21 protein-coding genes and 1 riboswitch are annotated in these 25774 nt (G+C 43.5%); of the genes, 9 read left to right on the top strand and 12 right to left on the bottom strand.

Annotation, left to right across the window (positions count from 1 at the left end; genetic code table 11):
* Window positions 1-14: 14 nt before the first annotated feature.
* The 5 genes from HMPREF0083_RS08650 to HMPREF0083_RS08630 form a co-directional block, all read right to left on the bottom strand.
* Window positions 15-836 carry an HlyD family efflux transporter periplasmic adaptor subunit gene (locus HMPREF0083_RS08650; protein WP_021620853.1) on the bottom strand — a complete coding sequence of 274 codons (822 nt, stop codon included), beginning with the start codon at window positions 834-836 and terminating at the stop codon, window positions 15-17.
* A 35-nt stretch (window positions 837-871) separates the two neighbouring features.
* The gene (locus HMPREF0083_RS26305) at window positions 872-3700 is read right to left on the bottom strand and encodes a cyclic nucleotide-binding domain-containing protein (RefSeq protein ID WP_021620852.1); all 2829 of its coding nucleotides are present in this window, start codon (window positions 3698-3700) and stop codon (window positions 872-874) included.
* Between the two features lie 153 nt (window positions 3701-3853).
* Window positions 3854-5338 (bottom strand): SMP-30/gluconolactonase/LRE family protein, encoded by a 1485-nt coding sequence (locus HMPREF0083_RS26300; protein ID WP_021620850.1) that lies wholly within the window; start codon window positions 5336-5338, stop codon window positions 3854-3856.
* A 44-nt stretch (window positions 5339-5382) separates the two neighbouring features.
* On the bottom strand, window positions 5383-7233 hold the full coding sequence (locus HMPREF0083_RS08635) for a FecR family protein (RefSeq protein WP_040302115.1): 1851 nt from the start codon (window positions 7231-7233) through the stop codon (window positions 5383-5385).
* A complete protein-coding gene (locus HMPREF0083_RS08630; RefSeq protein WP_051354590.1) occupies window positions 7230-8990 on the bottom strand; it encodes a CHASE2 domain-containing protein in 1761 nt (586 codons plus the stop codon). Before HMPREF0083_RS08630 ends, HMPREF0083_RS08635 begins: the two co-directional genes overlap by 4 nt.
* A 326-nt stretch (window positions 8991-9316) precedes the next feature.
* Here HMPREF0083_RS08630 and HMPREF0083_RS08625 point away from each other — a divergent pair, with 326 nt between their 5' ends.
* Both HMPREF0083_RS08625 and HMPREF0083_RS08620 read left to right on the top strand, forming a co-directional pair.
* Complete coding sequence (locus HMPREF0083_RS08625; protein WP_021620847.1) at window positions 9317-9679, top strand: DUF3307 domain-containing protein; 363 nt, start codon at window positions 9317-9319, stop codon at window positions 9677-9679.
* 28 nt (window positions 9680-9707) lie between these two features.
* Window positions 9708-10391 carry a Crp/Fnr family transcriptional regulator gene (locus tag HMPREF0083_RS08620; protein WP_021620846.1) on the top strand — a complete coding sequence of 228 codons (684 nt, stop codon included), beginning with the start codon at window positions 9708-9710 and terminating at the stop codon, window positions 10389-10391.
* Between the two features lie 106 nt (window positions 10392-10497).
* Here HMPREF0083_RS08620 and ftsW read toward each other — a convergent pair whose 3' ends face one another.
* From ftsW to HMPREF0083_RS08590, 4 genes are all read right to left on the bottom strand, one after another.
* Window positions 10498-11634 carry a putative lipid II flippase FtsW gene (gene ftsW / locus HMPREF0083_RS08615; RefSeq protein ID WP_021620845.1) on the bottom strand — a complete coding sequence of 379 codons (1137 nt, stop codon included), beginning with the start codon at window positions 11632-11634 and terminating at the stop codon, window positions 10498-10500.
* Window positions 11635-11683: 49 nt separating this feature from the next.
* Window positions 11684-14326: a magnesium-translocating P-type ATPase gene (gene mgtA / locus HMPREF0083_RS08610; RefSeq protein WP_021620844.1), complete on the bottom strand. Its 2643-nt coding sequence runs from the start codon at window positions 14324-14326 to the stop codon at window positions 11684-11686.
* 330 nt (window positions 14327-14656) lie between these two features.
* Window positions 14657-14833: riboswitch (M-box (ykoK) riboswitch) on the bottom strand.
* Window positions 14834-14911: 78 nt separating this feature from the next.
* Window positions 14912-15928: a hypothetical protein gene (locus tag HMPREF0083_RS08600; RefSeq protein ID WP_148315927.1), complete on the bottom strand. Its 1017-nt coding sequence runs from the start codon at window positions 15926-15928 to the stop codon at window positions 14912-14914.
* Window positions 15929-16175: 247 nt separating this feature from the next.
* Window positions 16176-16943: an arylamine N-acetyltransferase family protein gene (locus HMPREF0083_RS08590; RefSeq protein ID WP_021620840.1), complete on the bottom strand. Its 768-nt coding sequence runs from the start codon at window positions 16941-16943 to the stop codon at window positions 16176-16178.
* A 171-nt stretch (window positions 16944-17114) separates the two neighbouring features.
* On the opposite strand from HMPREF0083_RS08590, the gene HMPREF0083_RS08585 reads away from it, so the two are divergent.
* On the top strand, window positions 17115-17426 hold the full coding sequence (locus tag HMPREF0083_RS08585; protein ID WP_040302111.1) for a winged helix-turn-helix transcriptional regulator: 312 nt from the start codon (window positions 17115-17117) through the stop codon (window positions 17424-17426).
* Between the two features lie 39 nt (window positions 17427-17465).
* On the opposite strand, the gene HMPREF0083_RS08580 is transcribed toward HMPREF0083_RS08585, so the two are convergent.
* On the bottom strand, window positions 17466-18266 hold the full coding sequence (locus HMPREF0083_RS08580) for a cobalamin-binding protein (protein WP_040302110.1): 801 nt from the start codon (window positions 18264-18266) through the stop codon (window positions 17466-17468).
* A 273-nt stretch (window positions 18267-18539) separates the two neighbouring features.
* Complete coding sequence (locus tag HMPREF0083_RS08575; RefSeq protein WP_021620837.1) at window positions 18540-19751, bottom strand: cytochrome P450; 1212 nt, start codon at window positions 19749-19751, stop codon at window positions 18540-18542.
* Between the two features lie 272 nt (window positions 19752-20023).
* Here HMPREF0083_RS08575 and HMPREF0083_RS08570 point away from each other — a divergent pair, with 272 nt between their 5' ends.
* Entirely contained in the window at window positions 20024-21640 is a 1617-nt protein-coding gene (locus tag HMPREF0083_RS08570; RefSeq protein WP_040302107.1) for an ABC-F family ATP-binding cassette domain-containing protein, read from the top strand.
* On the opposite strand, the gene HMPREF0083_RS08565 is transcribed toward HMPREF0083_RS08570, so the two are convergent.
* The gene (locus HMPREF0083_RS08565) at window positions 21617-22129 is read right to left on the bottom strand and encodes a thermonuclease family protein (RefSeq protein ID WP_040302105.1); all 513 of its coding nucleotides are present in this window, start codon (window positions 22127-22129) and stop codon (window positions 21617-21619) included. The two genes, HMPREF0083_RS08570 and HMPREF0083_RS08565, sit on opposite strands and share 24 nt — an antisense overlap.
* A gap of 57 nt (window positions 22130-22186) precedes the next feature.
* Between HMPREF0083_RS08565 and kapD the strand changes: the two genes are divergently transcribed.
* From kapD to yjcZ, 5 genes are all read left to right on the top strand, one after another.
* Entirely contained in the window at window positions 22187-22894 is a 708-nt protein-coding gene (kapD, locus tag HMPREF0083_RS08560; protein ID WP_051354588.1) for a 3'-5' exonuclease KapD, read from the top strand.
* Window positions 22895-23725: 831 nt separating this feature from the next.
* Entirely contained in the window at window positions 23726-24541 is an 816-nt protein-coding gene (locus HMPREF0083_RS08555; protein ID WP_040302103.1) for a Cof-type HAD-IIB family hydrolase, read from the top strand.
* A 71-nt stretch (window positions 24542-24612) separates the two neighbouring features.
* Window positions 24613-25026, top strand: a complete 414-nt coding sequence (locus HMPREF0083_RS26295) for a universal stress protein (RefSeq protein ID WP_021620830.1) — start codon at window positions 24613-24615, stop codon at window positions 25024-25026.
* A 35-nt stretch (window positions 25027-25061) separates the two neighbouring features.
* Window positions 25062-25250 carry a hypothetical protein gene (locus tag HMPREF0083_RS08545; protein WP_021620829.1) on the top strand — a complete coding sequence of 63 codons (189 nt, stop codon included), beginning with the start codon at window positions 25062-25064 and terminating at the stop codon, window positions 25248-25250.
* 381 nt (window positions 25251-25631) lie between these two features.
* Complete coding sequence (gene yjcZ, locus HMPREF0083_RS27955) at window positions 25632-25721, top strand: sporulation protein YjcZ (RefSeq protein WP_167331554.1); 90 nt, start codon at window positions 25632-25634, stop codon at window positions 25719-25721.
* Window positions 25722-25774: the final 53 nt, after the last annotated feature.

The raw sequence follows: 25774 nt of genomic DNA, 5'->3' as shown, positions 1-25774 counted from the left end.
TCTCACCTCGATGTTTAAAAAATCCAATCGATGGGCCGACTTTTGCCCACAATAAAGTCAACTGAACAAATCATTCCAGTTTGTGCGTGAAATCCAGAGGCAGCACGGGGAGCAGTCCAGCGAAATCCGGTCGGATGCTGTTCATCTGCCTGCAGGGATACCCTAATCTCAACGACAGGGCCCGCTTCCATGAATTTAGTAGCGATCTCATGGCTACCGGTTGTTCGTTCCATACGTTCAAGTGAAGCAGGTACACCTGAAACGGAAGCGACTTTGCCAAGCATTGCCCCATTTTCGAATCCCCGATCCTGATTCGGCCATACTCTAGCTTCCATGCCAACAGCAATATCCCTTCCATCCTGCAAAGGCATATAAATTACTGCTTCTGCTCCGCCTTCTTTACGAGTTGTCTCCAATGTCAGCACAGAGTCTCCGACTTTAAGCCATTGACCTGGCACAGCATGAAGTTGGGTGACACTTCCATCTTGCAGACTTAAAACACGGGATTGTTCCAGCAAGTTTTGTGAGGTATCAGAAGCATCAATCCCGTTTCGTACCCAGGCAGGATTGAACAGGCGGGCTACAACTTCGCCACGCGATACCCAATCGCCAGGCTGTACACCTATATCAGTCACCTGGCCCGCTACGGCGGCTACAACCGAAACGGTTTCTCCCTGCAAAGAAAATACACCGGTACCCGTTTTTTGTACGGGAACGGTGCTAAAAATCGCCCAGATAAAAAACGCAACAACTAGACCGAATACAGCTAGCAGCGCAATCCAATGACGCGGACGTGCAACGGTCATCAAAATATCCAGCTTTTCAGGAGAGGACATACGCTCCAGCGCTGCTTTGCGGTATAGATTCGGATTTATTGTTCCCTCCCCCTTTCCTGCTCTGGTTTTCGTATCTCATAAGGCAGCGTTTTCACTTTTAGAGCGCCCCTGAATGCTTCATTATCGGTAATCGTGTACGTTCGTACCGCTCCCTCCCACCGTTTTATATGACTCAGCTCCCTGCCAAGAGCTTGCGAATCGGATGTACCTGCCAAACGTGCCGCTTCCAATACTAGCATCGTCGCATCGTACCCGATCGCAGCCATCCGATCAGGCATCTCATTGTATGTGGCTACATATTGATCAATAAATTGTCTGGTCTGCTTCCGTTCCGAGGCAATGTCAAAGTCTGTCAGCCAATGCACGGCGAAATTCGTGCTTTCACTTAGCACGTTTTTGTCAGAGATAACTAGTAGCGGTAACGGAAACGAGGCCGAACGATTCTCTTTTATTAATGTTTCAGCAAGGGTCCCGCCGGGATCGAATACGACACAAAGCTTCGTTCCAAACCCCTTCCACTTCTCCAGCGTTTGCTGCATCAACAGCCTGGAATGTGTGTCAACTATCCGATCAGTGACAGTCACTTCCTGCTGTTCTGCCATTTTTTCCAGCCTGGAAGCAAAAAGCCTTCCTTCATCACTGTCAGCATAATAAATCGCAATTTTGTCATATGCATGTTCTGTAAGAAATGCAAAAGCTGAACGCGCGTAAGCCTCAGGCGAAACACTCAGTACATACATGTTTCCCTTACCTTGATCTGCTTTCTTCACCTTATTGCCATTAGTCGCGAGTATGGGAATATGCTCAGGCTGAACGCCTGGTACGGATGACGCAGATACAATAAAAGAAGGCTGCTGGGCTTGCAAAGCGGGATTTTCTTCCGGTTCAATATACACTGTCCTAAGCTCCAAGCCTTCAGCCGCTGTACGCTCCGCTAATCGTATGCCACGACGCATTGATTCAGACATTGCCTTATCAGAAGGTAAATATATATTTCCTGTCATACCGGATTGCATGGTAAATACAGGCTTCGAGGCAGGAATTGCATTCGCTTCCGGGAGCAATTGCATGGCCTGCCATACTGGAATTACTGCAGCTAAAGCAAGTAAAGCAACAAGGCTATGCCTGATGCGGCTAACTCCACCTGCATTTCCGGAATATTCTTGATTCCCTCCTGCCATTGCAGCTACTGTCGCAACGAGCGCAACGACAATAGGTTGAACGCCCGCTTCTAAAGCGTACGAGCCAAACAGGACCATGCCTGCCATAATCGCCAGCATTGCTGGAATTATGAGGCGCAAAAATATGACACATAAAAATAAAAAGAGCAACAGCCAAAAGGGAGAAATCCCTGCCAGCACATGTATTTTGCCTGCTCCTGTCAAACCGACTTTATCCATAACGCCTGCAAAACCAACAAGCAAACCAAATACCGCGAAGTCAGCATAAGGAATTTTGCGGCCCGTTTCTTTATTCAGGCCGACTATACCAACCAAAATGAAGCACGTAGCAGCGACAATCCAAAGCACCTGAACATCAAATCGCGGAGCAACAAGCAAACCAGCTATCATAAATCCCATGACAAAACACGCAGCCTTCTCCTGCAAAGACCAGGGGCCCATCACATTTAACTGAGCCTGAATGACGCTTCGATCCAGATTGCTTACATCTTTGTTTTTTTCAAATATACCGATAAGAAAATAAATAATTCCCATAGCTATCGCAAGGGGCAACGCGGATAGTATCCAATCTCCGTACCCGATTTCACCACGTTCGTGTTCAGGCAAAAAGGCAAGCGTAAACCAGCAGGAGATAGATGAAGTAATAAATAGAAATGCATACACCTGAAGCGCTGAAACATCCCTGCTTTTATTGAATATGGGAATAGCCGCGTTTATCCGCACCCGCGTGGAAGGAATAAGCAAAGCCGTTACAATCCCTGTCAAGCACAGAAGCGTCTCAAATAAACGTGAATGTTCCGGGATTCGAACCACCAGCATGAAAAGCATTCGTTGTAAAACACCTGTCTCAGCGATTATCTGAGCAATGAATGCCAGGAAAATCGCAGTAATAATCGGCTCCTCCACAAAAGCTGAAAGAACCTGTTCAAGCGCGGCAACATGAAAAATAACAATAAGTACAGCCATAGCTATAGTGGTCACTGTCAATGATACAAGCCGAAAGGCCACCAATAAAAAAGCCGCAAATAAAATGGACAATACGATAGCAGCATCACGATCAATCGGAAGCTGTACTAGCCCCAAAAACACCCCGATGCTCCCGAGTAAAACCATAACAATATATCCAAATGTATACAAACTTCTCGGCTCAGTATTTGTTTGCCCTGCCTCCGCCCGGTTTATAGAAGAAGATGAACCTATCCTCCCTTCTTTTTGGGCATGAATGGATGATTGAGCCTGGCGCGCTTCATCCTGATCCGGTGTCGAATCCTTTTTCTGATTTACTAAAGCCAATCTGCGTGCCAATATTCCCGCAAATTGAACAGCCAGCGTACTGTGCTGCAATAACAGCCGATCAAACTGTTCTTTGTCCAGACGCAAAACAACTACATCTTCCTCCGCTCTCGCCGAGGCAGAACGCGGATCGCCCGTCAGCAGGGACATTTCCCCAAAGTATTCTTTTTCCTGCAATAGTGCGAGCGTTCGCTCCTTTTCCTCCTTATCGAGAAAAATACGAACTTTTCCCTGCATGATAATATACAAACAATCGCCAAGTTCCCCCTCTTCAAACAAAACGGAGCCTTTTGGGAAATTTTTCTGGGTAAACTCGGGCAGCAGCATCGCTTTGTGTACCCTGTCTAAATCTTTAAAAAGTGGTATCTCTAAAAATGTCAGCTTATCCAAGGATGCGAAAATCCTCCCTTACACTTCGTACTAACAGACTAGCACGAGGTTGAACAAAAAAATGTAATTTGAATTACAAAATCACGCCTGTTGATTATCCATATATCGGAAGAAATAAGATACACGCGTCCGTGTGTTCCCTCTACCCGATTTTCATTGGCCGCTATCAATAACGACCGCGTTATACTCCTCATCATATGCGAATAAAAATTGCGGGAGCGTATTTTTCAAATAGTCAGATTCGACATACGTAATTCCGTCTCTTACTACTACTTGAACATTGTCGGGCCGAATCATCGTTGCGCTCCAGTCGCCTTTCTTCAGCTGCACTCCCCTTGTTGCAGGCAGCCACTCTACTTTTGCACCCCATTGTTCAAATAGTGGCCTGATAGGAAGATACATTTTATCCCCTGCTTTATAAGGCTTTATCCCGGCCTGGAAATCGACGTGCTTCCCGTCAAACCAGACCTGAATCGTCTCACTGGCAGGTAAAAGCTCCGTACCTGAAAGAAGCTCCCCTGCACTCCGAACAGGCTCCAGCCGCTCCGGCTGAACAGGCACCGTCTTTACTTTATTGTTTAACGAATCGGAAACATAAAGTTTACCCTCCATATAAGCAAGTGCAACTGGCTGGTTAAACCGTTCGTTTTCAACCGAACCGCTCGTGTTACCCGATGTACTTTGTCCCGCAACATTTATTACCTTGCCATCTGATTGAATAGCACGTACCCTATGATTCAAGCTATCCGCGATAAATAAGACACCTTCTGCATAAACGAGTCCCTGAGGACGGTTAAAACGCGCTTCATGTCTGTCTCCATTTCTATATCCACCAGCCATATAGCCTGTATCTTTATCTATTACAGTCGGCTTACCGGCGAACGTATCAACCTTACCCCGAGAAATAAAGCGAATCAGATGATTTCCGCTATCCGAAACATACAGTCCTCCGTTATTATCAAAAATCAGTCCTACCGGTTCATTGAAGCGTGCCACTTCAGCACTTCCGTCCGTATAGCCGCCAGCCTCCGCCTGATTCCCAGCAAACGTTGTCACAGTACCATCTGGCGTGATTTTGCGAATAACATGGTTTAGCGTATCTGCAACATACAGATTATCGTCCTGATCGATCGCAAGACCCGTCGGTGCATGGAACTGGGCTTCTGCTCCTTTTCCATCCTTGCAGCCGGAATTTCCAGTTCCCGCCAGCGTATACACTTTTCCTCCTGTAATTTTACGGATTGCATGATTATGTGTATCGCTAACATACAAATTGCCTTTTGTGTCTGCTACAGCAAAGGATGGATGATTGAAGACCGCTTTGGCCGCTTCTCCATCCACATAGCCGCCTCTTGGCTGGCCATATGCATCCAGCGCCCGATCCGCTCCGGCCACGGTTGTTAAGTTACCGTCTTTTAGTCTACGGATTTTTTGATTTGCCGAATCGACGATAATGAGACCATCCTGACTTACCGTTAAGCCACACGGCTGATTTAGCTGGTGAGCAGCATAGGTACCGCCGCCGTCAGGAGCGGCAGGCACCAGCTGTTCAATCGAGGTTGTGGCGTATACAGAGGGCGCCGTCAATAATAGGACGAGCGCTGTTCCTCGTACCACATGCCAAGCCTTTTTTTTCATTTCATGTTCCCTCCATTTACATGAATGTACAGTATATTCTAGCTTTATGGCTTTCTAAAAAGAGCGATTTTTAATTGATATTCTTCCGGAGTTTCCAGGTACACCCGTAAAGTATATTCTCCATACTCAGTTAATTGTTGAATCAATGGCGATTTAAGTGTCAATCTACTTGGAGTAGATTCATCGGAATTAACTTCATAATCCGTTCCTTTTACCAATACATGCGCTTCGCCTGGCCCACTATCATTCGGTGGAAATTCCAGTTTCAATTCTCTTAATGGAAAACCGAATCCCATGATGTTGATAGCAATTTCTTGAGGGTTGATTGGGTCAACTTCAATAAAATCAGGATTAGCGGATGGTTCCAGACGAAGTTCCTGCATCCTCTGTTCCTCTTCTTGCACGTCTCCAGTTTCCTTGTTTTTCAAGGTATTGGAGACAACGGTAATATCGATGAGCGAACCAATAGGGATGCCTTCGCCCAGTTCAATCTTCAATTTGTTTTCCTCTATCATAATGCTGTCGTTCTGTTTCCATTCATACGGTGGAAAATCTACTCTTTGAAGTATTACGCCATCTTGCAATACCTGTGTTTCATCAATGAGATCATCCGTTACATTCGGCTGAATATGAGTCGTAAACGGTAGAATAAACGTTTTATTATTTGGAACATACACATGCAGATTGTTATAAAATTCCTTGATATCCAGTTGCGGACTTTTCACTTCCCTCGCCTTGACAGTAACAAATAGCGTATACCCCGACGTAAATGTAAGCTTCAGCTCAAATGAATTTCGGTCTCCAATTCTATCTTGCAGGAAACTTTTGAGCAACACGATCGTCTGTTGCCCGGATTGTGTACCACTTTCAAGCCGATAGTCGGTACCTTCTTCCAAATTTCTCTCACCGGTAGAATAAAATACTGTCTTTAATGAATCACCCGCAAGCGCCAGTTCGATATTCAAATCAGTTCTTTGATCAGGAATTGGATGGAAAACGCCTTGCGATACGATAGACGGTCTAACCACAGGAGTAGGATCGCCTCCGCCCGGGCTACCTCCCCCGCCTCCGCTTGAGCCACGATCTGATCTATCTCTGGATGGAGCCGTTCCTTCGTAAATAATCACAGGTGATTCGGGCTGTTCCTCATCCTCTTGTTCATCGCCCTGTGCCTGCTGTTTTTCCTTACGCACCTTTTCAAGCTGTTCCTTTAGCGTCTGTAAATCCGGAGTCGGATGATTCTCCAGCATCTGCTCTACATCTTCCGCATATTGCTCCAATGCGAACAGAGGCAAGTCATGCAAAATAAGCGTCTCTGGAACGCCGTCACCAGATGAATTCAAATGCACTTGTTCATTCGCATGAACGCTCGGGCCTTGTGCTCCATCGGGCTTACTAACGGCAACCGTTCCTTCAATCACACCGACAAAGCTATTGCCTTCCCTATACTCCACAATGAACTGTGTTCCCATCACGCCCATAATTGCGGTCGGTGTTTTAATTTCAAAGCGAGAGTCTCCGGTCAACTTTTTCTTCACCTTGACCATTACACTTCCTCCCAGCAGACTCAGATTCGTCTTGCCGGACATCGCTCTCGCATTTTGTATCAGCTGGCTGATGACCAGCTTTGTGTTCGGCCCGACAATTACTTCTTTATCGCTGTCCAAATCCATATTTACTTTTCCGTTACGGCCGGTAATGATCGTATCTCCCTGGGTAATTGCCATACTTTTAAACGCTTTAATCTGCTTTGTTCCACCGCTTTTCTTTACTTCAGAACTGCCGGAAACAGCAGTGATTTTCCCTACCTTTTGCGTATCTTTGGCTTCAGCGAACCCGGGTATAGTAACAGCCATGATAAGCAGCAAAGATAGAAATGATTTCACGGTTCTCACGTAAGCCCCTCCAATTCGTATATACGTATGCCTTGCTCTTTTCCTTTCACCTTGATTTCCCCCAGCGGTACGGCGGTAATACGCTCTTTCACCGTCTCATATACGGTTTCACTCAGTATGATTTGCCCCGGTTTGGAATTACTCTCCAGGCGTGCTGCGGTATTGACCGTATCCCCGATAGCTGTATAGTCCATCCTTGTTTTCGATCCGATATTACCGAATACGGCTGGTCCTGTATGGATGCCAATACCGAACTTCACGCTGCGTCCAAAGCGCTCCATCAGCTTCTTCTCCAATGCAACAGCACCTTCTTTCATCGCCCATGCAGCTTGCACTGCTTTCATCGGATGATCCTCTAATAACAACGGTGCATTAAAAATCGCCATCGTCGCATCCCCGATGAATTTATCCAGTGTCCCATCATACCGAAAAATGCAGGTAGCCGTTAAATCGAGATATTCATTTAGTATTTCGACAATCTCTTCCGGTTCCGCCTGCTCGGACAACGGCGTAAACCCCCGTATATCCACAAACAGTACCGTTAACTCTCTTCGAGTACCGCCCAGCCTCAACCCTTCCTCGCCGCTCTCCAGTATTTGGCTAACAACCTGCGGTGCTACGTATCTGCCAAAAATATCAGTAACCCTTCGTCGCTCCAGCAATTCCTTCATATAATTAAATCCAATGACGACAATATAGCTAATAATAAGGAAGGAAATAAGATAACCCATTGAGATTATGACACCTTTTCCATATAAATACTTCCCGCCGAAAATCAAACCGGCAATCATTGCTACCAGCACGATGAACGAAATCCCTGGATGCGTTTTTCGGAAAAGATAGTAGACGGCGCTCGCAGTAAACACCAATATCGCAGCATTCCATTTCCAATCTAATTCTTGTTTGAAATTCCGCTCCAGTAATGCCTGTATAATATTGGCGTGAATTTCCACTCCATACATTTTCGTTTTGTAATCCAACGGTGTAGGATAGTCGTCTTTAAGTCCCACTGTGTATGGCCCAACGAGCACGATTCGATCCCGAAAATAATCGGGCGGTACGTCTCCGTTAATTACGGACGAATAAGGGACCGCCTCGAATTGCCCTGGCCCGCCTGCATATGGAATATGGTAACGATTAAATCCATCCAACGGCAGTTCCTTCGGATTAACTTGTTGGCCTATATGTTTTTTGAACATTTTGTAAATTCCCCATGAGAAACTTTCGATCAGCTGTCCTTTATAATTGAACGTATGCAGCGATTTACGGACAACTTGATCTTCATCTGGAATTGTGTTGATATGTCCAAGGCCTGCAGCTGCCGCCTTAAGCTCCGGGAACGGCTCTGACAGCTCCAAAGCTTCAAGTGTTCCCTGTTTAGCGGATGCTTCAAACGTGCCATAACGCGACATTACTACATTTCCGGCACGTTTCATGGCATCGATTAGCTCCATATCATCTTCCGGATCGTCAGAAGGCACCGGAAATGTCACATCAAAGGCAATAACTGCAGGGCAGCCTTGCGCAAGCATGTCAATTAATTGCGCATGAACACTTCGATTCCAGGGCCACTTTCCTACATTCTGAATGCTCTCATCATCAATGCCTACGATTACAACTCGATTATCTGTTGTGCTCTCATGCTGCATAAATTTATCCTGAAAGAAAAAATCTACCGAATCCAGCGTTCCTCTATACATAAAGAGAACAGCAAGTGCGGTTAGCACGGCGATTACCTGCCCTAACCTAATTTGCATACATCTCCCCCCTTTCCAAAGCACCAAAGCCTGATACCTCTTTATTGCCATTCATATTATAGTAAAAATTCCTCCTATGTCTCCCTCCCAAAAGTAAGGGTTGTAGTAAAATAGCTAAAATAAAGTTCATACATATAACCTGAAAACCTCCTATTCGTCCGGATTATGCAGCCCACCTGTCCGTCTCTTCGACTACCGACTTTTTAATAAATGTAACAGTAACCGAAATTAGCGAATGTAATCCAAACTACAGAATCGGTATAGTATAAAAAATATACTTTGTAAAAAGAACCTGTTCATGTAACCGGAAGGAGGTCTTCACACAAATGAATCATTTCAGCTCTTTTGATATATTGCTGCTTGCACACTTGGTAGGTGACTATTTACTGCAAACAGAATGGATGGCAAAATATAAGGCAGAGCGCTGGCTCCCGCTGTTGACTCATTGCCTTGTTTATACAACGGTTATTGCATTGTTCGCATTTCTATGGCTTCCTGAAGGATTATCAATGTGGGGAATCGCATTGGTGTTTGTCTCCCATGTTATATTGGATCGACGTACGCTCGTAGCTTTATGGTACAAAAGGATTATGCGAGTAACAGATGAGAAAAGCAAGTGGTTAATGATCGTAGCCGATCAAATATTTCATCTTATCGTATTGGCGCTGGCTCTTGCTGTGACAGGCTAGGAGAACGAATGCATGGAGGAGATGCTTCTTGATTGATGTTTATTTTTTGCGTCACTTTCCCTTTTTTGAGCACTTAGGAGAGGATGAATTGACAGAAATCGCTCCCTTATTTATTACACGAAAATATGAAAAGGGAGCGAACGTGTTTTTTGAAGAAGAGGAAGGCGATGAGCTGTATATCATAAAATCAGGAGTTGTAAAAATTTACCGTGATGACAACGCAAGAGAAATTATCCTCGCCATTTTTAGAGAGGGTGATTTTTTTGGTGAGATGGCTGTATTACAAAATGAGCAAGTTCGATCCGCTTCCGCCAGAACGTTGGAGCAGTCCACATTGTATGTATTAAAACGATTTGATTTTATTTCCCTATTAAATCGAAGTCCAGATATTTTCATTAAAATACTGGAAACTGCCTTGGATCGTCTTCGTAGAGCGAACGAACTCATTACTGATTTGACTATTCTAGATGCCCGTACACGCATCGTCAGAATGATATTGCGGTTAACGGAAAATCACGGGCTCCAGAACAAAGAAGGACTCCTGATCGATTTGAAACTGACGCATCAGCAAATGGCTGATATGACAGGAACCGTGAGGGAAACCGTAACGAAAATCCTACTGGATTTACAAAACCAGCAACTTATTCGAATTGATAAAAAGAAAATCATAATCTGTAATATTAACGGACTCAGACATTTAATAGAGCCTTGAACGATACGGGAAAAAGGAGAAGAAATCATAGGCGCCCTGGCAGAAAAAAGACCAGCGCGTCTTTTTCTAACCTCTGATGTTCTCTCTCCTTCCCTTATACTTTTATCTATCGTCCATCTATTATCCTCTGAACGGTTCGTTTATCATTCTCCCGTGAAATGCTCAGTATAATTCCTATACTGAGCATATGAAGAAGCAGGGAGGACCCTCCATAGCTAATAAACGGTAAAGGAACACCTGTAATCGGGAGCAGTCCTGTCACTCCCCCAATATTAAAACATGCTTTGATAGCAATCATGCTAACCACACCAATGCCGACCAATATAGCGAAGGGTTCTTGTACCCGTAGTGTGATAAGCAAAATGCGCCATAGGAAGCATACATACACAAATAAAAAAAGACACACCCCAATAAATCCAAGTTCCTCCGCCATAATAGAAAAAATAAAATCAGTTTGGGCTTCAGGAAGATATAAATACTTTTCAATGCTTTTTCCAAACCCCGCTCCAGCAATGCCTCCATGTGCAAGTGCAAAATAAGAATGGACAAGCTGATAGCCGTTCCCCAAACCGTCCATGCCATCCGCCCAGGGATTCCCTATATTTTGCATTCGCTCCCAACGGTACGGTGAGAAAAACACAAATAGGAAACCGATAATGCCAACAGGCATTCCTATAATAGATAAGTATTTGAGATTCGCTCCACCTGCTACGATTATCGAAAGTCCCGTTAACATGAGAATAACTGACGAACCAAAATCAGGCTGAAGAATAATAACGCCGCAAAAAACACCCATAACTACCATAACAGGAAACAATCCTTTTCTAAAATCCTGAATCGCATTCCCTTTTTTCGCAATCAGGGCAGACAAATACAAAATAACTGCGAGATTGGCAAATTCAGTAGGTTGTAGAGAAGCGAATCCAAGATCAATCCATCTACGGGCACCATTTTGCACCGTACCAATACCTGGTATAAGTACAATCAGCAGAAGAAACAGCCCTCCTAAAGCGATGCTAACAAAGTGCTTTTTATAGAACGTGTACGGAATATTCATAGTGAATAACATGAACACCAAACCAATACTGGCCCATGTAAGTTGTTTTTTTACAAAATACGTATCAATACCATATTTATGAAAGGAAAAAACAGAGCTGGCACTGTAAACGATCACAATTCCAAATCCCACAAGGAGAAGGGTAAGAAAAAGTATCGTAAAATCAGGTTTTCCTCTTATTTTCATACGTTCCTCCCAATAACTACTTTATAGGCATGCTGTTTTTGTTTTTACACTACAGCCATTCATTAAATTTACGAATATACCATTTTTTGATAACTTGCGTAAGAAGACAGTAGCTGAGCAGAATAGCTATTAACCAAGGAAAATATGACATAGGCAGCGGCTGTAATCCAATGCTTGCGCCAAAAGCAGAGAATGGGATATAGATGCCCGCTATAATAATTGCGCTCGTAAGCAAAAGTACGGGTAGACTTGCCCTGCTTTGAATAAACGGTATTTTCTCTGTGCGAATCATATGCACAATCAAAGTTTGAGACAATAATCCTTCAATAAACCAACCGGATTGGAACAAAGACTGGTCATCCACGGTATTGGCCGCAAATATATACCACATAACAAAGTATGTTACATAATCGAAAATCGAGCTGATAGGACCAATAAAAATCATAAATCTTCTTATGGACTTGGCATCCCATTTTTTGGGTTTTTTCAAAAATTCTTTATCCATATTGTCCCAAGGGATGGAAAGTTGCGAAATATCGTAAAATAGATTTTGAATAAGCAGATGAATCGGCAGCATCGGCAGAAAAGGTAAAAATGCGCTGGCACCCAACACACTGAACACGTTGCCGAAGTTAGAACTTGCTGTCATTTTGATATATTTAATAATATTGCCAAAGGTCTTACGGCCTTCAATGACGCCTTGCTCCAATACAAGTAAACTTTTTTCCAGCAGAATGATATCCGCTGACTCTTTTGCAATATCTACCGCTGTATCCACTGAAATGCCTACATCTGCCTCACGCAAGGAAGCCGCGTCATTAATACCGTCACCCATAAATCCAACGGTATGCCCCTTGCTCTGGAGCGCCCGAACAATTCTTGCCTTTTGGAGCGGGTTCAATTTAGCAAATACGGTAGTCCTTTCAGCCATATCAGCCAATTGCTCATCCGAAAGATTGTCGATGTCATTTCCTAATACGATCTGATTTACATGCAAACCTACATCTTTGCAAACTTTGCGGGTGACCGTTTCGTTATCACCTGTAAGCACTTTGATATTTACACCGTTTTCCCTCAATGCTTTAATCGCCGCTGCCGCGCTGTCCTTTGGCGGGTCCAAAAAACCAATATACCCGACCAAAATCATGTTGCTTTCATCTGTAATCGTATAAGGCCTATCTTCCGATTCGGTTTGTTTAACAGCGACAGCAACTACGCGTAATCCGTCTGTGTTTAAATCGTGTACAAGCCTCTGTATTTTTTGCGTTATATGCGGTGTAATCGGAACAACTTTTCCATTACTGGATACATGCGTGCAAATACTTACGATTTCTTCCATCGCACCCTTGCAAATAAGGATATGTCCATTGTCGTTTTTCTTCAGAACGACAGACATGCGGCGACGGTTAAAATCAAAAGGAATCTCATCAACTTTCGTATACTTCCCTTCCGCTCCTTGTACTTCGCTTACCCCCGCATGCTCCAGTACAGCAACATCCAGTAAATTTTTTAATCCAGTTTGGTAGTAGCTATTCAAGTAAGCATATTCTAAAACGGCAGTATCTTTATCTCCATTAATGTTCAAATATTTTTCAAGAATAATTTTATCCTGTGTAAGTGTTCCTGTTTTGTCTGTGCATAAAATATCCATGGCTCCGAAATTTTGAATCGCATGGAGCCTCTTCATAATTACTTTATTGCGGGCCATCACCACTGCACCCTTGGCCAGGTTCGCGGTCACGATAACCGGTAGCATTTCCGGGGTCAAGCCGACAGCGACGGATAAACCAAAGAAAAACGCATCCCACCAATCCCCTTTTGTAAAACCGTTAATAAAGAAAATAATCGGAACCATAATCAGCATAAAACGGATGAGAACAAAAGTGACACTGTTTACCCCTTTATCAAAACTGGTTAGCGGTCTTTTACCTATAAGCGTTTTAGCCATCGAACCAAAATAAGTAGAGGCTCCGGTAGCAATCACAATGGCAGTAGCCGAACCGCTCACAATATTGGTTCCCATATAGCATATATTAGCAAGCTCCAATGCGTTGAGCGGATTCTTTTGATTGACTGTCTCGAGCGGTAGTAATTCCTGTTTTTCCACAGGTAGGGCTTCTCCAGTTAGAGCGGATTCACTAACGAAAAGATCTTTAGAGGTGAGCAGCCTTACATCCGCAGGAACGAGATCACCCGCTGACAGACGGATAATATCTCCAGGTACCAACTGTTCCATATCAATTTCTTTTTCCGTTGATTGGCGTATGACAGTTGTCGTTGTTTTTACCATCGCTTTAAGCTTTTCCGCTGTTTTCATTGAGCGAAACTCTTGCGTAAACGTAATAAGCACACTAATTAAGACCATTGTTGTGATGATAATGACTGCTTCTGTATCACCTGTAAAAAATGAAAATACATCCAACCCCAGCAAAATGAGAATAAATGGATTTTTAAAATTTAAAAGCAATTGAATATACCAGGCAGGCGGCTTTTCATGAGCAACCTGGTTTTCGCCATAATCATCCAGTCTTTTCTTTACTTCAGATTCACACAATCCATGAGGTGAAGTAGCTATCTCCTCCATAAAATAATCTACGGGATATACAGATGCTTCGATAAGGCGCTCTGAGATTTCCTTGTTCAAGGCTTTGTTGCCGATTTTATGTCTTTTTTTATCAAAAATTTTTTTCATATTGACTCCTCCTATCGCGGAACCCAGACACAAAAAAAACCCTTCTCTATTGCAGAGAGGGTCTGGCTTTGAACCTTGTTCTCATTGCGCTCACATGTCAAAAACGCATACTTAAATAAACCCACCTTACAGATAAGAAAAGAAGGAAAATAAAGTATGGAAAATGATGGAGAGCAAAGAGAATCCGGTTCTCCCTCTGCACAGAATGTTGATATAAAGCGTACATTCGACTACTGGAACTATCGTCCATGTGGGTGTTCCCCTCCTTTACAAATAAAAAACCCCCTAGTTCTTCTAGAGGGTTTAATGAATGCATACCAAAAAAACATCCGTTTCCCCCTCTAGTCGAGTTTTGGCACTATACAACGTAAAGAGAAAATTATCTATCTCTTAGCCACCTTATGAAAAGCCTTAGTCCGACAATTCCTGTTCTACCCATGGGCATCTCTCGATATTTCTGGGCAGTGGCCTGTGTTTGTATAGGAGCCTCACCTAACGAGGTCTTATTTAATACAAACCCAATCGTACTCCTACTCAAATGATTTGTCAATAGTTTATGCATTAAAATGTTTTAGCAACAGCTGTTTATTTTATATTAATGATTTTCCAGGGAGACTGTTTCGTATTTCTTCCAACATGAAATACCATTTTAACTGTTTCTGTCCTTTTCCCTTTGCGCTCCATTCGGATTTCTACTGGTATTTCTGCTGTCAGCACATTTGTCATATCTTTCTTTTTCGTATATTTTGAGACACGGCGAAACACTTGAATATTCGGCAGTTCTTTTTGCATTTCCAGCAAACGGACATGCCGTAAATCTAAAAAGCATTGTGACAATATATGCGGTTCCCTCGCATTTACAGCGCCGATAAAGCTATCGACGAGTTCATGCGGAGTTACGGATTTGAAGTATGTGTCCAGCTTTCCGGCAGCCTTATAAATCATCAAATGATGCTCAGGATCTTTATTGCGTGACCCGTGGGTTAAACTATCGAGAAAGTGAATGCAAAAATGTCCGGAAAAGCCATTGCCGGGAATCCCATCTCCTCCATGTGGCATTCCTTGCATGGAAGCTGCATAATAGCGGCCATCCTTTTCAACCAAAATCGCCTTTCTTTTCCAGCTCCATTTGCCATTGTATATTTGCTTCATTATTTTTGTATCAGACTTTGTAAGCGGCTGTACATCAGCATGATATTTTCCGGCTCTTCGTTGAGCCTGAAATTGCAGTCCCGTCTCCAAATCAATCACTGTGAGCACAGATTTGTTGAGGATATCCTTTTTCACCTCATTCCAGGGTAGTAGCTCTCCATAATGAGAAGCTGCCGTCATATCACCGTATGCTTTTAACTTGCTTTTCCATTTCTTCGGAATGAGAAGCTGTTCTGATGTACGTGGATTAAACACTCCACCTTCTTTATCCATAACATACGTATCTTCCCTTTTTTTATGTGAAAGAATGAGATAGCGATCAGTAACAGGAAGCATGCTTACTTTTGTTTTTTTTTGCACGAACGACGACGGACGGAAGACCGCGAATGATAATTTTGAGCCGGGTCTCATTCTCTGCAGCCGGTGTACTTTTAACCACGACTGTAGCATAGCTATCCGCCCCCACTAAGCTAAAGGTGGACATGCCTGTACAGCATATACCCACAAATATAAAAAAAATGGGGAGAAGCAGACGCATTTTTCTCATAAAGCCCTCCTTACCAAGCCTCTTCCGTTATCTTGTTCAAATACCTCTCGGAAAATAAGAATTTTTCCTGTATATATATGGGATTTGAAGGAAATAAAAAAGATGTAAAATGCGGGGTATCCCACCTTCTACATCCTTCGTATTTGCCCATTAACGTTCTTTGTGACATACGATGCCAAACGAATTGCGCAGAAAAGACGGTATTTCTGCCTCCTCCACTGTAAATCTGTTTTTCTGCCCTTTTTTTGTAACCGTCACTTCATTACCTGATAGCGTAATTCTGCCGTCTATTATGGCTTGTGTTACGATGCGGCGACTAGTAAAATGGGATTCAGGCGACGTCTGCGTATATTCACATACTGCGTGAAAGTCAGCAAGCTTTTTAGGTGTAATGGAGAAACGATTTTTCACTGTCCACGCATCCTCTGTTCGCTTCTGTAAATCGTACATACCCGGCTTCTCGTAAGGAATAATACGATATATGCCGCTTATATCTTCTCTTTCTTCTCCTGTCAACGGGAGTGGCACACGGGCCGAATCGCCGAACCCAACATCCACAAGGTACGGTTGATCAAGATGAACAAGAATGGTCGCATGACTATTATCCACACTCCATTTTCCGTCGCCTGCATGAACGATTGCAGCTACCAAATGCGCAGAAAAACCAAGCTCACACAGCAACCAGCAAAACAGCCCATTGAGTTCATAGCAAAATCCCTCCCGCTGCCGGAGGATGATTTTCTCATACAGACGCTCCGGTGATAATACAATCGGGACGCTATTCATTACATCCAGATTGCCAAACGGAACATGCAACAGGTGCTGTTTCTGCAATTCCGACAGACAAGAAAATGTGGGTCGAATATGTGCAGCAGACAAAGGAAACTGTATACGCTTTAAATATGTTTGTACATCCATTAGCCACTCACCCCTTTATGATTTCTATTGCAATTGTATCTTGTTGAGCGGTCTTGCACAAAACAAACACCACCCTGCTCGGGAAAAAAACTTTCTCCATTGTTATATCTTACGTATTTATACTAATTTTTTTAAAGTAACTGTGGTAAAATATATATGGAGGTGAAAATCATGAAGCATGATCACGCGCTATGTCCCCGATTCGAAGCTGCGTTTGAACTGCTCGGAAAACGCTGGACAGGCCTTATTATTCAATCAATGATAGACGGTCCGAAGCGATTCTGTGAAGTAAAGGAACTAATTCCGAATATGAGCGACCGCATGCTAACAGAGCGATTTAAAGAGCTTGAACGCGCCGGTATAGTAAACCGACACGTGTATCCAGAAACACCCGTACGCATCGAATATGAGCTTACGGATAAAGGAAAAGCATTACAGCCAACGATGGAACAAGTACAGCGCTGGGCAGAATCATGGATATAGGAAAAGCCGATGACTTAGTCACCGGCTTTTTTGCATTGTTCACTTCTCCGATGAAATTTTAGTCAGCAATCTTTGAAAGTATGGAGCAGCCTTCTTCATATGGACCCCATACCATGAGAACATCTCCCCATCTACCAGCACAGGCTTGCTCCCTTGAATCATTTCACGGAACAATTGCACGTGCGTTTCCTGAAAAGGAAAAGGCTCCGATGATAAGAAAATATAGTCTGGATTAGCTGCACGCAGATCATCTTCTGTTATTTGTGGATAACGCCCCGGTGCATCTTTGAACACATTGACAAAGCCGCACTTCTCCAGCAGCGAATGAATGTATGTATGATTCCCGGCAGCCATATACGGCTTCTGCCAAATAAGATAGGCGACACGAATTCCTGATGCAGGTTTTAAAAAGCTAAATGCTGCATTGATATCGCAAACCATCGCATGCGCAGCTTTTGCTGTTCCGGTTACTTCTCCTAAATCCGTAATCATACGCAATGCATCTTCATAAGATTCCACATCTGTTACATAGACCGGATACGACTTCGCCAAAGATTCCACCATCTCTTTCGGATTCTCTTCTTTTTCGGCAATGATTAAATCGGGGTTAAGTTCATTAATAATGTCCGTCTTAATTTGCTTTGTCCCACCTACCCGCCGTACATTCTGTACTTCTTTAGCAGGATGGATGCAGAATTGGGTCCGGCCCACGATGCGCTCATTCAACCCAAGCGCAAACAGCGTATCGGTAAGCGACGGACATAATGAAACAATACGCTGTGGAGGATAGGAATACGTTACGAGGCGTCCTGTATGGTCCGTTATATTTTTGATAGACATACGTAACTCCTGCCTTTCTGTATAAGTTACACTTAATATTTCAACATGCAGCATGGTTGAAGATAGGAAAGTTTAAAAGTTGGTGAAGAACAGGAGATAGGCCCTGTGCGCCCCAGCAGAAAAAAGACTGGCGTGTTTTCCAGTCTTTAATGTCCTGCTTCTTTCTCACCTTCCACTAGGTGCAACAAACCATCAGCAAAGGATGAAAAGCCCTAAGCTGATGGAATTTTTACTTTATTCTCTTATTATGATACCGACTTTACCCTTCGTCAATCATGTTCGGAAACGGACTGGAAAATGAGTCACGCCGAACACGAACGGGCTTTGGATCGGATGCAACAAAGCGCCTTCTTCACGTTCAATATCTATACACCGGTGCAACAAAATGCCAAGCACAATTCTTGCTTCCAATCGGGCAAGCGGCGCTCCCAGGCAGAAATGAATCCCAAATCCGAAGCCAAGATGGGGATTGGGTTTTCGAGTTGGAACAAAACGTGCTGCCTCCGCAAACTTCCGGCCGTCACGGTTAGCCGCAGCAACCCAGCTAATCACCTGGCTGCCAGCTTCAACCTTCTGTCCGCCTATCTCTACATCTCGCGTTGCGATCCGTCCAATCGCCTGAATGGGCGGATAAAATCGCAATGTCTCCTCTATTGCATGCGGAAGCAATTCAGGATGTGCTCGCAAATGAGCCTGGAGCGGCACATCTTCTGTCATATAGCGGATCGCATTTACGATAAGATTCGTCGTTGTCTCATTTCCCGCCACCAATAGCAGGATGCAAAATCCGAGTAGTTCCTCTTCAGACAGCTTTTCTCCATCAATTTCCGCATCCAGCAGCAAAGAAATTAAATCATTCTCACGCTTGCGTCGGCGTTGAACAAGTATGTCTTTGAAATAATCGCTCAGCTCATCTGATGCCTGACGTTTTTCAGCCATCACTGAGGTAAACGCCTCGTCTGTGTTTACTTCAGGCCCCTTTACCAGCACATCGGACCATGCTTTAAACAATTGGCGATCGCGCGCCGGAACACCTAATAATTCGGCGATCATAATGACAGGCAGGGGTCCGGCCACATCGTATACCATATCCATCCGGGTATTAGGTATCACCTCGTCTAGCAGTCCGTTTGTAATCTCTGCAATGCGTGGCTCCAACTCCTGAATGACCTTTGGTGTGAATGCCTTATTTACAAGGTTACGCATCTGGGTATGTTTGGGCGGGTCCATAATTAGCAAGCTTTCCCTTTTCTCGCCTTGTGAACGGCGGGAAGAGAATAGCTTTGGATTTTTTAACACAAGGTGAACATCATCATAACGAAATATATCCCAGCATGCCCGCTCCTTATCATAGCGTACAGGGGTTTCCTCTCTGAGCTTATCGTATATCGGAAATGGATACAGCCTTTTCTCCTTCGTATCTAATTCCTTCATTGGGATAATATTGGCGTAACGTGTATTTTTCATTTGGTCCATACTATTCATCCTTCTTTCGTTATTGTGTTAAATCGGAGGTTATGAATAATTAACAAATGTACCATTACACATAGATGTTTGACTTCTTTTCTTGACTTTATATCGACTACTACATATATTCTGACCAGATGATAATTTTAGTCGAATAATGCTAAAAATTCCTGCTTCCAAAAACAACTGACCTGCATAAAAGTCCACTCATGGGACTATGCGGAAGAAAAGTGTGCTATAATGCATGTTTAGTGAGAAAAATCGAAAACAAAGGATGGTAGATGCTCCATATGATTAGTACAACAGGCTTAACACTTCGTTTTGGAAGCCGCGCGCTTTTCAGCGATGTAAACATAAAATTCACTCCTGGCAATTGCTATGGCCTTATCGGGGCCAACGGCGCGGGAAAATCCACATTTCTTAAGATTCTTTCCGGTGAAATTGAACCGACAAACGGTCAAGTCAGTATTACACCGGGAGAACGTTTAGCAGTTCTCAAACAAAACCACTTTGAATTCGATGAATTCGAAGTACTAAAAACGGTAATTATGGGACACCGTCGCCTGTACGAGATTATGGAAGAAAAAGATGCGCTGTATGCAAAACCGGACTTCTCGGAAGAGGACGGCATTAAAGCATCTGAGTTGGAAGGCGAATTCGCCGAATTGAATGGCTGGCAGGCGGAAGCAGAAGCGGGCGAAATGCTTATCGGTCTCGGCATTCCAACCGACTTACACGACAAGAAGATGAGCGAGCTGGACGGCAGTCAGAAGGTACGCGTGCTACTGGCTCAGGCGCTGTTCGGCAACCCGGACATCCTGCTGCTTGACGAGCCAACGAACCATCTGGACCTTGAATCGATCGCCTGGCTGGAAAATTTCTTGTACAACTATGAGAATACGGTCATCGTGGTCTCCCATGATCGTCATTTCCTAAACAAAGTATGTACGCATATCGCGGACATCGACTTCGGCAAAGTTCAGCTGTATGTCGGTAACTATGATTTTTGGTATGAGTCAAGCCAATTAGCCTTAAAACTTGCTAAAGACGCCAATAAGAAAAAAGAAGAGAAGATCAAAGAACTTGAAGCATTCATCCGCCGTTTCAGTTCCAACGCTTCCAAAGCAAAACAAGCAACATCACGTAAAAAACAACTGGACAAAATCGCCCTGGAAGACATCCGCCCTTCTTCTCGCCGTTATCCGTACATCAACTTTAAACCGGAGCGTGAAGCAGGCAAAGATATCCTAACAGTCAAAGACGTTAGCAAAACAGTAGACGGCGAACTTGTCCTAAATAATATTAGCTTCACAGTTAATAAAGGTGACAAAATCGCTCTCGTAGGTACAAATGAACTAGCAAAAACAACGCTCATGCAAATCTTAATGGGCGAGCTTGACGCAGATGCAGGCGAATACAGCTGGGGCGTAACAACGACACAAGCCTACTTTCCGAAAGATAATGCTTCTTACTTCGAAGACTGCGATTTGAACCTGGTTGATTGGCTACGTCAATATTCACACGATCAGGATGAAACATTCGTACGCGGCTTCCTCGGCCGGATGCTTTTCTCCGGCGAGGAAGCTCTGAAGAAAGCGAGCGTACTATCTGGTGGAGAAAAAGTTCGCTGTATGCTATCCCGGATGATGCTAACAGGCTCCAATGTTCTGCTGTTCGATGAACCAACGAACCATTTGGACCTCGAATCCATTACGGCGCTTAACAACGGACTCATCGAGTTCAGTGGCACACTGCTGTTTACTTCGCATGACCACCAGTTCGTGCAAACGGTCGCGAATCGAATTATCGAAATCACGCCACAAGGACTGATCGACAAGCAAGTGGAGTATGATGAATATCTTGCAAATGAAGACATCAAGCAATTACGCGAAAAAATGTATGCATAAAAAATAAAAGAAGCGCCCGGATAAATTTCGGGCGTTTTGTTTTTGGTCAGCCTGTTCCTGCCGACGCCGAAAATCGTTTATGTATCTTGTCTGCTGCGGTGTGGGGGCTACACGTGCGTAGCCTTTTTCAAGCATTGTGCGATTTAACATTTCTGCTTCTAGCCAGACATATGCTATAATATTTCCTTTTTCATCACGCGTTTGTTCATCATATTCAAGTTCAACTTGATGGCCTGTCACCTTTTCTTTTAAGAAGCGTCGTGCCTCAGATTCTCCTGATACTGTTACACCCTGCATACAAATGCTATATATCTTTCCCTTAATGGTGGCAAGAATTCGGTTGTCTTTGGTCACCTTGTACACATACGCGGTAACTGTTCCATCTGGTTTTTCCTCCTTCTTGATTCCAGTATCGGCAGCGTACACATAAGATAGACAGAAAAAACAAAGAAACCAGAACAAAAACACAGTATCGTGCAGGCGAAACACTTTATCCCTCCCCCTCTGCGATGTCCACTTTAACCATATGCGGGGGATGCTTAGTAATTGACTGATTTTCCGATTAAAAATACAATGATTGAAAAAAAAGAGAAACGAGGGGCCCGGATGAAAGAGCGATATATTTTTATTGACTTCGAGTTTACGACATTCGAAAGAAAAGAAGCGCCAAAAGGATTCTTTCATGAGGTAATTGAGGCTGGAATGGTCATCGTAGAAGAAGACGAGATTATTGATACATTCTCTTCATTGGTATCGCCCGTCTTCTTTCCCCAGTTGGGCGAGAAATGCGTAAACTTAACCGGAATTACACAGGAGGATGTAACAGGCGGAATGGATTTTACAGAGATGATTGATGAGGTATTGGCGCGCTATATTCCGGAGAAGACTACATTAGTGACGTGGGGCGATCTTGATATGAGAGGACTGCGCCGCAATTGTCGCGAACACCATGTGAAATTTCCGTTTTCCGTCATGTTGGAGGATTGGCTGGACCTATCTAAAGCATATCAGTTTTATTACGGGTACAAAGACACACCAGGGCTATGGTACGCCCTAGACAAATATGGATTGGCGGAAAGCTCCCAAACGCATCGTGCGCTTGATGACGCACTCGCCACATATAAAGTGATGCAAATGATGCAAAAAGATCGCTGGATATATACGCCACAGACACCAGCTATGCAAACATCCATTGCGGATTTAATGGGGGGCCAGATGGCGCTTTTAGAGAAGTTAAAACAACAATTGTCCTAAGTGTAGCGTTCCCCCTTTTTTATGTTACACATCTGACATTCAACACAAATCCCATTCATTAAAATACTACGGCGGTCGCGCAGACAAAAGTGTTTGATATCTATCTTGACAAAAAATAATTTTATACTGTTGCTGTAAATATAAAAACATGTGAGGCGATAACTTATGCGCAACAATCCCCTAATTGATAGCCATGCCTTCTCTCCCCCGTATTTTCGCTATGTATTATTCTATGTGCTATCGTGCATAATAGGACAAAAATACCCATGGGTAGAAAAGAAACGGGACGCGTACTGGACGAGAATAAAAGAAAGTCGTTATATCCGCTAATTTGCGGCACTCTTCTTATGCTCTATTTGACAAGTGAGCCAGCTCACGTTAGAATCCTATTAATCATATACGGAGTACATAGTAGAAGAAAATGAAATCCTCAGTATGATCAAGACGCGTGAATGCGTCGTTATCTTGTAATGCAGGCTCTTGTACTGTGTTTCTATACACGCTGCAAGAGCCTTTATTATTTTTCCTCTATAATTCAAAGTTTCCGCCAGCCCCTACATGATGATACATAAAATGGTTCAAAAATGCCTTACGGGAAATAACTGTGCTCCACATATTTGGTGCAAATGCATATTCAGGCCTATTTGAAATCAGGGCATATATTCTGCACATGGTAAAAATCCAATATTATACTTATACTTGCCATTCATTGAGCGCTTTATATGTGTGTTTTTCATTCATAACACGCACGCTACTGTTTCTTTTGCATGCGAATAAATGTGATATGATAGGATAAGAAACACAGATAAGCAAAAAGGAGTGGACATGACGATGTATCGGATGATTGCGATTGATATGGACGATACGCTACTAACCGACGACTTAACGATTACACCCGGAACATCAGACGCGATTAAACAGGCTATCGAGGCTGGAGTCGTCGTCACATTGGCTACCGGACGTATGTTTCCGTCCGCCCTGCCATTCGCATCTCAGCTTGAATTAAACGTACCATTGGTTACCTATCAAGGCGCAATAGTTAAAGATACAAAAGGTGAGACGGTTATGTACGAACGACTTGTAACACCGGATATCTCCCGACGTGTCATCGACATCGCACGCACAAAAAATATACACCTGCAAGTGTATCAAGACGATATCCTCTACTCACCAGAAGATAACGATAAAATCCGGCAGTATGTAAAAATTGCCGGTGTTCCATATACTGTGGAATCAGACCTCCATCGGTTAGCTGAGCGAGATTGTATTAAGCTGCTGTATTTCGATGAACCAAAAGTGCTGGACGAGCTAGCAGAAGAATTGCGCGCAGAATTCGGCGAAACTGCACACATTACTAAATCAAAACCATATTTCCTTGAAGTCATGCATCCGGAAGCAAACAAAGGAAGTGCCGTCCTGCATTTTGCCAAAACGCTCGGCATCGATCGCTCAGAAATTATCGGGATCGGCGATAGCTACAACGATCTGGATTTGATTGAGACCGCAGGGCTCGGAGTAGCGATGGGTAATGCCCCAGAGGCAATCAAGCAAATTGCCGACTATATTACTTTCTCCAACAATGAAGAAGGTGTGCGCCATGTCATCGAAAAATTTGTCCTGCAAAAAGAGAGTAATATAAAGTGCTAATCTTAAAACCAGACTTTTCATGCTGCATTTTTTGATTATAATGAAATAAAAAGAAAAAAACCGAGGGGAACATGAACAAAATACTACTAGCGGTTGACGGATCCGCCTATGATGAGAAATCCATTGCCTTCATTAATAACAAAGCCGCCAAAGTGCGTGATATAGAAGTATACGTAGCAAGTGTACTGCCGGATATCGATACTACACTCCTACGTGTTTATCCAGGCCTTAAGGACGAATACAAATCGCACACGGAAAAACTATTGGCACACACTGTACAGAAGCTTACAGTGCATGGAAAAGTATTCTGGAATATACTAGAAGGCGACGTAGCTGAACAGCTGCTGGAGTTTGCAGAACAAACCGGGATCGATCTTATCGTAATGGGTTGTCGAGGACTCAGCAATTATGAGGAGCTTGTGCTCGGCAGTGTAAGTATGAAAGTCATCCGGTTATCTTCGCGTCCTGTCGTTATTGTAAAATAAGATTGTATTACCTTTTAGGAGAGGAACTCTAGACGATGCACAAAAAACTTTGCTGTCATTGCTTAAAAATCAGCGTCTCCGCTGATTATTTAATTCCTGGCGAATGGCAATGTACTCACTGCGGCCGCGACATTACAAACGTTCCGACGATTCCGTACCATGAGGAATTCTCTAAAGAATATTTAATGAAGCTCGCTACATATAAGCAAGAAATTACAAGATGAAACAAAGGAAACCACGCTCGATTCAAACTCCGTATAATAGAGTACGCCCGCCTTATCCGGTACATGTTCCAGATAAGACGGGTGGCTTTTATATCAGTCCGCTATGCCAGACTACCTCCCATCATTCAAAAGTATTTTTCCTCCTAACCTATTAATGACGAATAACTTATCCCATCGTTTCGCGGCTTCAAAGAGGAGCGCCCCCAAAAACCTATTTTTAGAGATTTTTGTGCGTTTAATTGAATAATTCACCCCCTCCCAGGAAACAAAATATCACAATTACAATTACCTAAACTTCTAAATAACGGCTAGAACCCAACACTCGTCCTTCTCCAGCTACATAGTATGAGATTAGATTCCGTATTGAAAGGGGGTGAAGAAATGGGGTTCTTTGGAAGTCGAATGGAAATTAACTTCATTCTTGTTCTCTTTATTCTGCTTGTGATTATCTCTTGTGCATGTGAAAATTAGTAGAAATATGTCACGCCTTTTGATTATCCATAAGGTGGAAGAAGGAAGGTGCA

Source organism: Aneurinibacillus aneurinilyticus ATCC 12856 (assembly GCF_000466385.1).
Lineage (GTDB): Bacteria > Bacillota > Bacilli > Aneurinibacillales > Aneurinibacillaceae > Aneurinibacillus > Aneurinibacillus aneurinilyticus.
Note: the sequence above shows the minus strand (reverse complement) of the source record. Positions and strands in the feature narration are given on the sequence as shown.